General features: G+C 69.0%; 11 protein-coding genes. 5 read left to right on the top strand and 6 right to left on the bottom strand.

Annotated elements, in window-relative coordinates; genetic code table 11:
* Window positions 1-29: 29 nt before the first annotated feature.
* The 3 genes from ACWDUA_RS05900 to ACWDUA_RS05890 all read left to right on the top strand — a co-directional run bounded on the left by ACWDUA_RS05900 (window position 30) and on the right by ACWDUA_RS05890 (window position 2,732).
* Entirely contained in the window at window positions 30-998 is a 969-nt protein-coding gene (locus ACWDUA_RS05900) for a metal ABC transporter solute-binding protein, Zn/Mn family (protein ID WP_449750081.1), read from the top strand.
* A gap of 64 nt (window positions 999-1,062) precedes the next feature.
* Window positions 1,063-1,857, top strand: coding sequence for a metal ABC transporter ATP-binding protein (locus ACWDUA_RS05895; RefSeq protein WP_449750080.1), 795 nt, complete (start codon window positions 1,063-1,065; stop codon window positions 1,855-1,857).
* Window positions 1,854-2,732: a metal ABC transporter permease gene (locus ACWDUA_RS05890; RefSeq protein ID WP_449750079.1), complete on the top strand. Its 879-nt coding sequence runs from the start codon at window positions 1,854-1,856 to the stop codon at window positions 2,730-2,732. The genes ACWDUA_RS05895 and ACWDUA_RS05890 overlap by 4 nt, the downstream gene beginning before the upstream one ends.
* A 150-nt stretch (window positions 2,733-2,882) precedes the next feature.
* Here ACWDUA_RS05890 and ACWDUA_RS05885 read toward each other — a convergent pair whose 3' ends face one another.
* Window positions 2,883-3,425 (bottom strand): DUF2599 domain-containing protein, encoded by a 543-nt coding sequence (locus tag ACWDUA_RS05885; protein WP_449750078.1) that lies wholly within the window; start codon window positions 3,423-3,425, stop codon window positions 2,883-2,885.
* A gap of 36 nt (window positions 3,426-3,461) precedes the next feature.
* Here ACWDUA_RS05885 and ACWDUA_RS05880 point away from each other — a divergent pair, with 36 nt between their 5' ends.
* On the top strand, window positions 3,462-4,583 hold the full coding sequence (locus ACWDUA_RS05880; RefSeq protein WP_449750077.1) for a beta-mannosidase: 1,122 nt from the start codon (window positions 3,462-3,464) through the stop codon (window positions 4,581-4,583).
* 28 nt (window positions 4,584-4,611) lie between these two features.
* Here ACWDUA_RS05880 and ACWDUA_RS05875 read toward each other — a convergent pair whose 3' ends face one another.
* The 5 genes from ACWDUA_RS05875 to ACWDUA_RS05855 form a co-directional block, all read right to left on the bottom strand.
* Window positions 4,612-6,288 (bottom strand): ArnT family glycosyltransferase, encoded by a 1,677-nt coding sequence (locus ACWDUA_RS05875; RefSeq protein WP_449750076.1) that lies wholly within the window; start codon window positions 6,286-6,288, stop codon window positions 4,612-4,614.
* Entirely contained in the window at window positions 6,285-7,826 is a 1,542-nt protein-coding gene (locus tag ACWDUA_RS05870; RefSeq protein WP_449750075.1) for a glycosyltransferase, read from the bottom strand. Before ACWDUA_RS05870 ends, ACWDUA_RS05875 begins: the two co-directional genes overlap by 4 nt.
* Entirely contained in the window at window positions 7,823-9,337 is a 1,515-nt protein-coding gene (locus ACWDUA_RS05865; protein ID WP_449750074.1) for a hypothetical protein, read from the bottom strand. The genes ACWDUA_RS05870 and ACWDUA_RS05865 overlap by 4 nt, the downstream gene beginning before the upstream one ends.
* A gap of 10 nt (window positions 9,338-9,347) precedes the next feature.
* Window positions 9,348-11,312, bottom strand: coding sequence for a hypothetical protein (locus ACWDUA_RS05860; RefSeq protein WP_449750073.1), 1,965 nt, complete (start codon window positions 11,310-11,312; stop codon window positions 9,348-9,350).
* Between the two features lie 198 nt (window positions 11,313-11,510).
* A complete protein-coding gene (locus tag ACWDUA_RS05855) occupies window positions 11,511-13,118 on the bottom strand; it encodes a carboxylesterase/lipase family protein (RefSeq protein ID WP_449750072.1) in 1,608 nt (535 codons plus the stop codon).
* A gap of 32 nt (window positions 13,119-13,150) precedes the next feature.
* Between ACWDUA_RS05855 and ACWDUA_RS05850 the strand changes: the two genes are divergently transcribed.
* Window positions 13,151-13,909, top strand: coding sequence for a LamB/YcsF family protein (locus tag ACWDUA_RS05850; protein WP_449750329.1), 759 nt, complete (start codon window positions 13,151-13,153; stop codon window positions 13,907-13,909).
* Window positions 13,910-14,329 lie beyond the last annotated feature (420 nt).

The raw sequence follows: 14,329 nt of genomic DNA, 5'->3' as shown, positions 1-14,329 counted from the left end.
ATTGTCATTTGCGTGAACGGAGTGGACATATGAGGCGTGCCCTTGTCGTCGGAGCCGGCCTGCTGAGCGCGGCCGCGCTGACCCTGGCCGGATGTTCGGGGGATTCCGGCAACGGTTCGGGCGGCGCACCCACCATCGTCACCTCCACCAACGTCTGGGGTTCGGTGGCCTCGGCCGTCGCCGGCGACCACGCCACGGTGACCGCCCTCTACACCAACACCGACGGCGACCCGCACGAGTTCGAACCGTCGGCGTCCGACACCGCCGAGGTTGTCGACGCCTCGGTGGTCGTGATGAACGGCGGCCACTATGACGAATACATGGAGCGGGCCACCGCCAACTCCGGCGCCACCGTGATCAACGCCTTCGACCTGCTCGCCGGCGACGACCATGACCACGGGACCGGCACCGACCACGAGACCGGCACCGACCACGAGACCGGGTCCGGCCACGACCACGGCGACCAGAACGAGCACGTCTTCTACGATCTCGCCGTGGTCGCCCGGGTCGCCGACAAGATCGCCGACGCCCTCGCCGACAAGGACTCGGCGAATGCGGCGGCCTACCACGAGAACGCCGACCGCTTCACCGGTCAGATCACCGGACTGCGCACCCGGCTCGCCGACATCAAGCAGGCCCACAACGGCACCAAGGTGGCCCAGACCGAACCGCTCGCCGGGTACATGCTCACCGAGGCCGGACTCGTCGACGTCGCGCCGGCCGGATTCACCTCGGCCGTCGAGGAGGGTCAGTCGCCGTCGGCCGCCGACCGCGCCGCGCTGCAGGATCTGCTGACCTCGCGGACCGCCAAGGTGTTCATCTACAACACCCAGGCCGTCGACCCGGTGACCGAGGCGTTGCTCACCGTCGCACAGAATGCCAAGGTACCGGTGGTGAAGTTCACCGAGACCCTGCCCGACGGGGTCACCGACTACATTGCGTGGCAGCAGGGGCAGATCACCTCGCTGACCGACGCGCTGAACACACCCCCGGCATAGTCGGCGCCGGAACCCGTCCACCCAGCCCGGCCGTCGCCCGGCCGCCCGAGAAGACAAGCAGCCCATGAGTACCGCGCACGTTGCGACGTTCTCGCATGCCACCCTCGCCTTCGGCGACCGGGTGCTGTGGAACGACCTCGACCTGACCATCGAGGCGGGCGAGTTCGTCGCGGTCCTCGGCCCCAACGGCTCCGGCAAGACGTCGTTCCTGCGTTCGCTGCTCGGCCAGTACCGGCTGACCGGCGGTGCCATGACGGTGACCGAGGCGGTCGGGTACATCCCCCAGCAGCATGCCGCCGATGCCGACACGATGGCCCTGCGCGGCCGTGACCTCGTCGGCTTCGGCGTCGACGGTGCGCGCTGGGGCATCGGGTTGCGTGGATACGCCGCGCGACGCCGCAAGGTCGACGCCGCCCTCGCCGAGGTCGGGGCGTCCGCATACGCCGACGCCCCGGTCGGGCTGCTCTCCGGTGGTGAGCAGCAACGTCTGCGGGTCGCGCAGGCCCTCACCGGCAACCCCGAGCTGCTGCTCTGCGACGAACCCCTGGCCAGCCTCGACCCGGCCAGCCAGGAGCGCGTCGTCGAGCTCATCGACCGCAGGCGCCGCACCGCCGGCACCGCGATCGTGCTGGTCACCCATGAGATCAATCCGGTGATGCCGTATGTGGACCGGGTCCTGTACCTGGTCGGCGGCCGGTTCCTGGCCGGTCCGCCCGACGAGGTGATGACCACCGAGACCCTGTCCGAGCTGTACGGCAGCCGTGTGGAGGTGGTCCGCGTCAACGGCCGCCTGCTGGTGGTAGGCGGCGAGGAGGGCACCGCCCATTGTTCGGGGCCTGAGGAGCTTGATCACCCGTGACGACCACTCCGCTCGCGGCCGCCGCCGACATCACCATCAGCGACTTCTGGAACTTCTCCGAGACCATCCGACTCCTGGGCTACGACTTCGTCTGGCAGGCCCTGCTCGCCCTCGCGCTCCTCGGCCTGCTGTCGGGTGTTCTCGCGCCGATGATCGTGGCGCGACAGATGTCCTTCGCCGTCCACGGCGCGAGCGAACTGTCGGTGACGGGTGCGGCCGCCGCCCTGCTGATCGGATTCAGCGTCAACGTCGGCGGCGTGATCGGCGCGGTCATCGCGGCCGCGGTGTTCGGCATCATGGGCAACCGCGCCCGTGAACGCGACTCGGTGATCGGTGTGGTGATGGCCTTCGGCCTGGGTCTCGGCGTGCTGTTCCTCGCGCTGTACGGACGCATCGGAACCGGCTTCGCGCTGCTCACCGGTCAGGTGGTCAGCGTCGGCGTGCAGGGTCTGACGGCGATCGCGATCACCACCGCGGTGGTGTTGGTGGTGCTCGCGGTGATCTACCGGCCGCTGCTGTTCGCCTCACTCGATCCACGCGTCGCCGAGGCCAACGGGGTCCCGATGCGGCTGATGTCGGTGGTGTTCGCGATCCTGATCGGGCTCGCCGCGGCACAGGGGGTGCAGATCATCGGCGCCCTGCTGGTGATGTCGCTGATGATCACGCCGGGGGCGGCGGCGGCCCGGTTGTCGGCCAATCCCACTGTGGTGATCGGGCTGTCGGTGATCTTCGCCGAGGTCGCCGCGATCGGTGGCCTGCTCCTGTCGCTCGCCCCACAACTGCCGGTGTCGGTGTTCGTCACCACCATCTCGTTCATCATCTACCTGATCTGCCGCTGGATCGGTCGGCACCGGACGCACGCGACCCGCGCCTGAGCGGACGGCCGACACCCTCCCCCACCCCAGAAGCGGTCGCCACCCGACATCGACCGGCGGAGGTGTCGACACATCTCGTCGCTGCGCTCCTCACCGGCTCGACCAGCACCGAGCGCGCCTCACCCCGTCACGTGGCCACCACCTCCGGGACTACTCCTCAGGTCCGCCGGGATTGCAGCGGGAGGCGACCATCTCCTCCTGGGAGACGACCGGCCGGCGCGGTTCGAGATTCCAGCTCGGCTTGTCCGGGGCGACGAGCCGCGCATAGGTCCAGTGGCAATCGAACTGGGCGCGCATCCCCGGGGTGTCGGCACCGGGCGCCATGCCGAGCACCTCGGCCCACGCGACATCGGCCCCGTCGGTGGAAGAGGTCCTGCGCCCGTCGGGCGTCGGATGGACCTGCAGACTCGGACCCACCGCGGTCTGGACCCACTCCACGTGATCGACGTATGGCGGCGGATGGGCGGCGTCGGTCGCCGGCACCGCGCCGGTGGCGGCCGCGGACGTGTCGCCGGTCGACGTCACGGTGGTGGTGGTCGTCACCGCGCCCTGGGGCGCACCGGTCGACGAGGCACCGGTCGGCCCCGCATCGTCACCGCAGGCGACGACACCGAGCGCGATACCCAGCACCACCACCGGCGACATGATCCGTGCCCGGGCCGCGGTCCGGCGAGGACATCGCTCTGCGCTCACCCCGCCACGATAGCCAGACCGAGTAACGTTCGGCGGGTGCCGCGACCCGCCCCCATGATCCGCATCGTGATCACCCTGATCGCAATCATCGTGGTCGCCGCGTGCACGCCACCGGAACCGGTGCAGACATCCCCCTCCGCTCCCCCGACACACGTGTACGGGGGCCGGGTGGCCACCACCCCCACCGGACTGGTCCTCGACGGGAAACCCTGGTGGCCTTCAGGTTTCAACGCCTATCAACTCGGCACCGACTGGTCGTCGAATCTCGGATGCGGCGCCGAGGTCGATCTGGATCACTACTTCGACCAGGTCCCCCGCGGCAGCCTCACCCGTTTCAATCTGTTCTCCTCGCTGGCCACGTCGCGTGAGACCGGGCGCCTCGACTTCTCGCGCTTCGACGCGGTGTTCGCCGCGGCCACACGCCACGACCGGATGGTGCTACCGGTGCTGACCGGGTCGAACGGGGCGTGTGAGGACGAGCGGTACAAGGACCGCAGCTGGTACGTGGACGGCTGGAAGCGGGACCAGGGGCCCGCGGACCTCACCTTCGAGCGCTGGATGATGATCGCCGTCCAGCGGTGGGGAGGCGAACGCTCCCTGGCGGGGTGGGAGATCGTCGGCGAACCGGAGGCCGGGGTCTGTGGCGCCGAGGGCTGCGACTGGCAGCACCGTACCTGCCCCGCCGGCGCGGCCGCCGTGCTCCGTACCTTCTTCGACACCGTCGGGACCGAACTGACCGCGATCGACGCCCGACACCCGATCTTCGCCGGCACCACCGGGGGCGACCAATGCGGCATCGCCGGCGGCGACATGCTGACCGTCGGGGCGTCCCCGCACATCGACGTCCTCGACTTCCATGACTACCGCGACGCCGAGGGTGTCCCGCCGGCGGACAGTTCACTGCCGGAACGTCTGGCACAGGCCCACGAACTCGGCAAACCGCTGATCGTCAACGAACTCGGCATCAAGGGCGGGTCGTGCCTGTCGCTGCCCGCACGGGCCGCGTCGTTCCGCTCTCGGATCTACGCCAACCGGGCCGCCGGGGCCGCCGGAACCCTGCTCTGGGCGTTCGTCCCCGATCCGCGCCCCGGTGAGTGCACGTACGACATCGGCTTCGACGATCCGGCATGGGCCGTGGTCGCCGAGGTGGTGGACTGAGCGCGACCCGATCGACGGATGGGTCCGGTCAGGTCCCGATCACCCGGTAGATCCGCCAATCCGGCAGGTCCGCGCCCTGGTTACGCGCGATCAGGGCGAGTACCGAGATCTGCGCCCCGTTCTCGTACAGCGTCGGGTACCGCTGGTTCAGCGCGTCGGACTCCCCCCGCCCGGATCGCGGGACCGTCAGCATGAACTGCACCCCGTGGTCGGCCGGATCGTTGAGCACCGCGGTGAAATCGCTGTCCGAGGGGATCACGAACTGCTTCGGGTGGGTGGATTGCACGACCACGGCGAAGCCGTAGACGGTGTCGACCAGGACGCTGCCCTCGGGCAGCCCCAATCGATCCAGATACCGCGCGAGGTCACGCTCGGTGGAGAACGACCGGACGATCTTCCGCTCGTCGAGGTACTTCTCCGAGACCGAGTCGGGCCGTGGCCACACCACCGAACCCACCGCGAACTCCTGCGGCGCGTACTTCGGCGAGGTCATGCCGTAGGCGGTGACCGGCACCGACACCGCCATCACCACCACCGCGGTCGACGCCGCCACCACCGTCCGCGTTCGCGTGCGTCGGCGGGAACGCAGCGGCGAGGTGACCATGTGCGGGCCGGGCCGGCGGACCGGTGGATGACGTCGCGCGGGAACCGACATCACCGCCACCACCGCCGCCAGCAAGATCACGGTCATGTAGAAGCGGAGGAACCCGAACGTCGATCCCCGCGTATAGCTGATCACCTGGAAGGCCAGCACCGCACCGATCATCAACAGCGCGGGCAGCAGCGGGTACACACGTCGCCAACGCAGCCGCAGCGCGACGACGACGACCGTGAGCAACGGCAACAGCGGCGCCAGGATGGCGAGCTCGATCATCGAGAAGCGCAGCGCCTCCGCGGTTCCCGACGACCCGCTACCCCCCGACTGCTCGATGATGGCGGCATTGCCGTACTCCGAGGTGAACTGCGCGAAGGCGTCCCCGGTGATCAGCCACCCGGCGAAGGCCCACCCGACGAACGCCAGCGCGGCCGGGGACACCACCAGCACCACGTCGAGCGCGGTACGCCACATGCGGTCGCGGCGAGGGGCCGGTACACGCCGGTCACGGCGGTAGGTGACCCAGGCCACCAGACCGCCGGCGGCCAGCACCGCGGCACCGCCGTCGTAGCGGGTGAGATACGAAAATGCCAGGGCGACACCGGCAACCGTCAGATCGTGCACGTCATCGGTGTCCACCCATCGCATCAGGCGACGGGACGCCAGCGCGATGAAGAACAGGTAGGGCGCCTCGCTCATCCCGTTCGCCGCGTACAGCACGACCATCGGGTTGAGCGCGAAGCAGGCCACGGCCAGCGTCGACACCGTCCGGTTCAGTCCGCGATCGCGAGCGATGCCCGCCACCTGCACGACGGCGGCGGTCATGAACACCGACGACATGATCACCGCCGAGACCGCGGCGGTGGTCATCTCCGGAATCCAGGGGGTCAACGCGGTCAGCGGCAACTGCACGATCACGGTGAGCGGGGTGAAGATGAACCCGATGGCCGCCAGGTGGGGATTGCGGCTGAACAACACGCTCTGGGCCGACTGCACACGCGACAACGCGTCACCGAAGTAGAAGTGCGCCACCAGCGCGAGGTACAGACCCACCGCCAGATAGAGCAGCCAGAGCGCCGCGAAGAGGACGATCCGGCGTCGGCGGGTCACCGCTGCGCCCCCGTGTCGGCAACCGACTCCTCGGCGTCACCGGTGGCCGTCGCGGACGCGGCACTCGTCGACAGGCCGTGAAAAGTCTTCTCCCAGTACGAGGGATTGACCAGGATCTGCCACATCCCCTTGATCGAGGCAATACTCATGAGCACCCAGTACGCGGGTACCAGAAGCGCCGCGACGAGGAGATCAGGGCGGCCGTCCTCGCGGATCGCCATCAGATTCATGTACAGCGCGGCGCCGTTTCCGAACACCAGGGACAGTCCCGCCAGGTAGTAGATCGGCCCCGGGAACAGTTCGGCGACCACCGGCGGCTGGCCGGCGATCCACACCAGCAGGACCAGCCAGAACACCATGTTCATCGCGGCGATCAGCGGGGTACCCGCGATCAACAGCGTGAAGCGCACCCAGGCCACCGGGCCCAGGATGCGCCACAGCGCCAGTGGCCGGCGCATGTGGACCAGCCAGGTCTGCATGTAGCCCTTGTACCAACGTGAGCGCTGCCGTACCCAGTTGATCGCGTCGACGTTGGCCTCCTCCATGGTGACCGAGTCGAGTACGACGGTGCGGTAGCCGTGGTCGGAGATCCGCACACCGAGATCGGCGTCCTCGGTGACGTTGAACGGGTCCCACGCCCCGATGGCGTCGAGGACGTCCCGTCGGAAGTGGTTGGAGGTGCCACCCAGGGGAATCGGGGCACGGCTGACCATCATGCCGGGCAGCAGGAAGCCGAACCAGATGCCGTAGTCGGCCGTGAACCATCGGGTGAGCAGATTGTCGTGGGCGTTGTGGAAGCTGAGCTTTCCCTGGACGCAGACCACCGTCTCGTCGCCGACATTGTCGAACACCCACACAGCCCTACGCAATTGAAGCGGATCGGGCTTGTCCTCGGCGTCGAAGATGGTGACGATGTCGCCGGTGGCGAAGTGCAGTCCATAGTTGCACGCCTTGGGTTTGGTCCGCGGCTGGGCGGGCGGGGTGAGGACCACGGTGACCACCCCGCCCTCGTCCTCCATCGCCCGGGCGGCGACGATGGTCGGCTCGTCGTCCTCCTCCAGCAGCAGGAGCACCTGCAGCTTGTCGCGCGGATACTCCAGCGACTCGACCGCCTCGATCAGATCGCCGACCACCTCGGGTTCACCGTAGGCAGGGACCAGCACCGTGTAGTAGGGCAGTTCGCTGTCGGGAATGGCCCGCGCCTGGTCGTCGGTCACCGAGATGGCACCGTTGACCAGTCCCCGCCGAAAGATGACCAGCCGGTCGAGCAGGCTCACCACGTAACCGAGGGTGGCGATCGAGACCAGGGTGGCCAGCGTGGGGACGGTGAAGAACACGAGCAGCACCGCGAGCACGACGAGGATCGCGATCCCGCCCACCTTCTGGGGCCGATTGAACGCCACCGACGCGCTCATGTCCGCGTCCGCCTCCCGCAGCCGCTCCACCGCATCGTGCAGCGCCACCGCCCGATACTCCTCGTCCACGAGGAGTTCCCGGATCGGCCGGCCGCCACCCGGTCGGTGGCCGACCGGCCTCACGCGCCACCTCCGGCCCGCTCGACCTGGGCGTTGACCAGATCGGTGGCCAGCAACGTCAGCAGCCCACGGTCCTTGTAGGCCGGGTCGGTGTCGGCGATCGAGGCGTTGCCACGGAAGAACACGGTCATCATGGTGTTCAGGTTCTGTCCGATCGTGATCCGCGGCGGCGGGAACTGGGCGTCGGGTTCATGGTTGTCGACCGCCCACATGATGATCTGCTGGGTGCGCACACCGTTGTTCCACCACCAGGACAGCACGGTGTAGGTGAGATATCGCTCGTCGTCGACGACGCTCCACACCCACGACCGCACGCCGTGCGGCAACGGCACCTCCACCGCCGGCCCGAACCGGTCACCGACGAGGTTGTAGCGGAAGATGTACGGATACACCTCCAGCGCGAGCGGTCGCGCGGCGTCGACGGAGTCGACCATCACCCGGCGGGTTCGGGCGTCCTTGTCGAACGCGGTGCTCCCCACCTGCTGGACCAGCAACTGCCGGTAGAGGACCGACGTCGTTCCGTAGAGTCGTCGGACCCACTCGTATCGCTGCTCGGACGCCTGGCGCCAGCCGGCGGGCACCACCAGCGGCTTCCCGATCGCCATACCGGGGATGGTCGCGCTGGGCCAGGTACCCACCTGCGGCAACGGCACGAACGCCGTCAGGACCGTCGCCGCCACCAGGAGCAGCGCCGGACGCCCGACCCGCCGTAGGGTCGGGTCCAGCAGCGGCCGCCCCATCGGACTCCAGGAGCGCCCGGGTCTGCGCCGATAGTCGACGTACATCACGCTGAACGCGACCGCCGCGCAGAGAAGTGCCGGGATCGTGGCCACCAGGACCAGGCGACGGATGTCGAGGACCACATACATCGTGACGATCGCCAGCGATCCCACCAGCGCGGCCAGGCCTGCACCGATCAGCCCACGACGGACCGTACGTCCGGTCGCGACCGCGGTGGCCGCGGCGGCGAGCAGCACCATCAGGAAGGCCGCTCCGAGCGCCCCCCGGCCGACCGACAGGATCAGCACCCGCAGCGGGATCGGCCAGATCATCAGCAGCACCAGCCAGGCCCACCGATAGCGCGACACCGGGCGCAGCCCGAACAACAGGATCGCCGCACCGAGGACGAACAACCACATGCTGAGCAGATCCATGTGGACCGTCAGGTAGGCCTGCGAGTACCGCGGGTTGACCATCACCGCCACGGCGAGCGCGATGAACAGCACGATGCCGCCGACGATGACGTCGGTCTGCCGGTCGTAGATGGGCGGTTCGTCATGACGCCGCAACGCGGTGCCCGCCGCCGCCATCGCCGCGAGAAGCACCACCACGGGGACGATGACGATCAGGGTCTGCGCCCCGGTCTCGGTGACCAGCGCCGCCAGCGTCCGCCAGAATGCCACCGCGGTGGTCGCGATCAGCGCGACCCACCGCATGGTGATCGTCCATGCCGGTGTGCCCCAGGGCCGACGCACCGCCGCCGTCGTCGTCGGCCGGGGTTCGGTGACCGTCATCGCGACACCATCAACCGCGGGGAGTGGTTCGCCGGCGCAGGCGGACGAGAAGGATCACGACGGCTGCCACGATCATCGCTCCCACGATCACCCCGACCACCACCGCGGTCGCGGCGCCGATGCCGAACGACGAGTCGTCGGCGGGAACCGACACCGCGCTCGCGGAATCGACGTACACCGGTTGCCGCCCGGACACCTGGATCACCGCATCACCGTTGACGCCCTGCCATCTGTCCTCGGCGGACAGCCAGGTCAGCAGCCGGTCCAGATCGGCGGCATCGGCGGTGGAATTCGCGACGACGACCGTCCGTCCCCCCTGCTGCGCGACCTGCACTGCGCCGTAACGGATCTGAGGGGTGAGGGTCACCGTCGAGGTCGATCCCGACGCCGACCGGACCGTGACCGTCGACCCGTCCGAACTCACCGGCAGCGGCAGGTCCGGCAGTCCCTCGCCGTCGGCGGCGATCAGGATCGCCGGGAGCTCCGACGACACCGCCTCCGACATCGGCACCACATCGATCCCCAGCGGCACCGACGACAGGTGCGCGAGTCCGGCGACGAGGGCCACGCCGCGGGCGACATCGTCGACGTCCCCGCGGGTCCAGGCGAGCTGGGCCCACGGCATCATCGACTGGGGCACGGAGTCGAATCCGGCCGGACTGGGCGGATCGGCGAGGGCGGTGGAGACCTCCCCGGCGGCGCTGAGGGACAGCGACGATCGGGTTCCGGTGCCGCACCCCTCCTGCACGCCACCCCGTTCGAGGGTCACCGTGACCTCGGTGTAGCGCTTCATCGCGTCACCGGGGATGTCGACCCACGCGTTGAACGTTCCCGACGAATCGGTGGGAAGCGTGGCCAGGACGCGATCGCCGACGCGCACCGACAGCACCGTGCCGTCGCCACCGGCGGGCGCATAGGAACCGATGAGTTGCACCCGCACATCCCGGGACGCCCGTCCCAGTCGGGTCTGGTCGATCCCGAACGCGATCGACGGCCACGACGACGAGATCACCTGCTGGTCGGCGACGCCGAGGTCGGACAGCCGCTGGACGTCCATCGCGACCTGCGGGGCGTCGTACAACGGTCCCGCCACCGCCGAGGAACTCATCGCGATGGAGGCGAGATTGCTGGTGAGCAACTGGGTCTGGACCTCGAGCTGATCCTCGGGACCACCGATCACCAGGTACGTACTGCCACCGGGCCCGGAGCGGAGGGTCAAGCCGTTGTCGGCGTCGGAGTCGATCACGATCTGACGTTGGAGGGGACCGGGGGCGGCCGCCGGACGCAGGTCCGATCGCGGCCGGCCGACGGTGTCGATGCCGGTGGTGGCGGTGCCGTAATGTGCCGTGACCGCGGCGGCGAGATCCACCGCGGCGGCACCCTCCGCCCCGTTGACGTCGTCGGGCACGATGATCGTCAGATTCCTGAGGACGGGGGGAAGGAACTCCGACACCGTCCGCGGGATCGATTCTCGACCGGTGAATGTCACCGTCGAATCGGTGATGCGAAATGCCGTATCCGGGGTGAACCGACAGATTCCGTCGACCGTCAAATACGTGCGCAACGTCAGGTCGGCAGCATTGTCTGTGACGCGGAGTCCGTCGAGGGGAATCACGATCGGCGCACTCGGCCGGGGGTCGATCTCGGTCCGAGAGACCAGTCGATCGCCCTGCATGACGTCGACCTGACCACCGGTCACGAACGCCGGCAGATTGGTCGTCCCACGCAACTCGGCGGGGGTCAGGTTCTGCGGCACCGGAATCGACAGACTGACCTGACCCTGTTGGCCGAGGAACGTGACCGTGGGTGAGGAACCGATCTCCTCGAGACCGAGCGGCGGCGGCGGGTCACCCGGGGCGGCGGCGACCACCGCGGCAGGCCCGGCCCCCACGGCCGCGACGAGGACGCAGACGAGTGCGGTGCGAACCGCTCGACGAATCCCCTGGCCGGGGGGAATGCACGGACGGAGGAGCATGAAGATCCCTTGCGGTCGAAGCGGGTGGACGTGTCAGCTAGAAACTTATGCGGTTTTCCAATACTCGTAAAACCGGCGCCACGAAGACGTAGCAAATCGTGACACTGTTCGTTTCGACAAATTCCACATTCACCCGAGATTGACACACATCCGGGTCTCAATTCGACCGGCTAAAGACCGTGGTCCGGGCGCCCCCGATCAGCGTGCGGAGATCTCGCCGATCCCCTCGGGGTGGTCGGGGGTGCCGGCCGCTGCGATCAACGTTCCACGGCCGCGATGCCACACCTCCCGACGCCGCCCGTCGGGATCGGATTCGACACGGACCTCGCGATCGATGATGAGCACCGACCTCGACACGTCGTCGTAGTCCGGCCAGTCCGGGCCGGGAACACCGTTGCGGGCGAACCCACCCCAGCGCGACTGCATCTGCTCGACGACACGACGGGTCGCCCGGAGGTCACCCACGGCGAGACCACCGAGCATCGGGGTTCGGTAGGCGTCGAACACGGCGAACAGTTCGGTCGCGTGGGTGGCGCCCACACCCGCGGCACCGAGGGCGCGGGTGAAGAAGTCGTAGCGGTAGACGTGGGTGGGTGCGACGAGGCGGTGGGCGTCGGCGAAGCCGGCGACCGGGGCCCAGAAGATCCCGTCCGCGGCCAGCCGGATGCGATCGGCGTCACCCCCGGCGTACGCCTCGAGGATCTCGTCGCGGGCGGTGGCGTCCTCCACACGCAGCAGGGTGCGCTCCGGGTCGGGCAGGATGTTCCAGAACTTCTCGAACAGCATCCCCTCGTCTCGGTTGGTGCCGACGATCAGCGGCACCGGGGCGGAGTCACCGGCCCGCGCAGCGTCGAGGGGTGCCTGTGGCAGCGACTCGCCACCGAACACCGGCCCGTAGGGGAACGGATCGACGGTCCCCGCGTGGCGAGCGAAGCCGAGCAGACGACGACCGGCGCGGTGCAGGTCACCGGTCGATGCCCCGTCGAGGAGTTCCCGGGCCCGGTCGGGGCCGAACGGCTCGGGCCGGTCGACGATCTCGGTGCTCCGACGCGTGGGATCGGCGAGCAGACGCAGGTACTCGTCGGCGAACAGTGCCGCATTGTCCTTGCCGATCACGAGGTCGGCGACCGGGCTCTCCGCGATGGCCCGGGCGAACAGGCCGCGCGCCGGCGGTGTGGCCAGCAGGGTCAGCACCGCCGAGCCGCCGGCGCTCTCACCGAAGACGGTCACGTTGTCGGGGTCGCCGCCGAATCCGGCGATGTTGCGCTGCACCCACTGCAGGGCCGCAACCATGTCCTTGAGTCCGGGGTTCTCGTCGAAGCGCCGCCCCGGACCCGAGTAGCCGCTGAAGTCGAGCATGCCGAACGGGCCGAACCGGTACTGGATGGTCACGACGATCAGGTCCTGCGCACGGGCGAGGAAGGTGCCGTCGTAGATCGGTGTGGCGGCGGTGCCGAGAATGTAGGCGCCACCGTGAATGAACACCATCACCGGCCGCGGACGCGTGGCGGTCTGTTCCGGGGAATAGACGTTGAGGGTCAGACAGTCCTCGCCGGTCGGCTGGAAACGACCGGGCCCGGTGGCCGTCACGAACTTCTCCTGGACCGCGGCGTCACCGAAGCCGGTGCACCACCGCACCCCCGGCCACGGGGTGACCGGCTGCGGCGCGTCGAACCGGCCGCCGCCGACCGGCGGCGCCGCGAAGGGGATGCCCTTCCAGCTGATGGTGCCGCGGCGCAGGCGGCGACCGCGGACGCCGCCGACGATGCCGTCGAGGGTGGTGACCTTGGGGTCGATCAGAGCCATGGATCCGAATCTACAATGCGGATGTGTCGGGAATTGCTCACTCCTCGGTGACCGTCGATCTCAACGCAGACCTCGGCGAGGGCGTCGGCGACGACGAGGCCATGCTCGGGATCGTCACCAGCGCCAACGTGGCGTGCGGCTTCCATGCCGGTACGCCGGCCGAACTGCTCGCCACCTGCCGTGCCGCCGCGGCCGCGGGTGTGCGGGTGGGTGCGCAGGTGTCCTACCCCGACCGGCAGGGATTCGGGCGCCGGTTCATGGACATCGCCCCCGCCGAGCTGACCGCCGACATCCTGTACCAGATCGGCGCCCTCGAGGCCATCGCGAGATCGGTCGGGACGTCGGTGACCTATGTGAAACCCCATGGAGCGCTGTATAATTCGATCGTCCACCACGAACGGCAGGCCGACTCGGTGATCCGCGCCCTGCTCGAGCTGGGTGGGACCCTACCGCTGATGGGGCTGGCAGGCTCACCCGTCCTGCATCGCGCCACCCGCGCCGGACTCCCGGTGATCGCCGAGGCCTTCGCCGACCGGGCCTACACCCCGGAGGGCACACTGGTACCGCGTACCGAGGCCGGTGCGGTGCTCACCGACAGCGCCGCCATCGCCCGACGCGTCGTCGACCTCGTCACCAGCGGTACGCTGACCGCGATCGACGGCAGCGACCTGCGAGTCGAGGCCGAGTCGGTGTGCCTACACGGCGACACCCCCGGTGCCGTCGAGCACGCACGCGAGGTACGCGAGGCACTTCGCCGCGCCGGGGTGTCGGTGGCGTCTGTGCCACGGTGACCGGAGCAGGTACCCCACCGCCGGCCAAGTCGCGAGCCCTCACCGCTGATCGAGCCGGGAACCCTCACCGGTGATCGAGCCGCGAGCCCCCACCGGTGATTGAGCCGGGACCGAGCGCAGCGAGGACCCGAGTCGAAATCTCGGTAACCTGCGCTGGACGGTGACCACTTCCGAGGTGGTCGCGTCGGCGACCCCAGCCGACAGAGGTTTCGACACGCCTCGTCGCTGCGCTCCTCATCGGCTCAACCACCAACCGCCCCTTGCTGATCGAACCGCGAGCCCCCAACCGGTGATCGAGCCGGGACCGAGCGCAGCGAGGACCCCAGTCGAAATCTCGGTAACCTGCGCTGGACGGTGACCACTTCCGAGGTGGTCGCGTCGGCGACCCCAGCCGACAGAGGTTTCGACACGCCTCGTCGC

Source organism: Gordonia sp. NPDC003376 (genome assembly GCF_053589235.1).
This window is presented reverse-complemented; position numbering and strand designations above follow the sequence as displayed.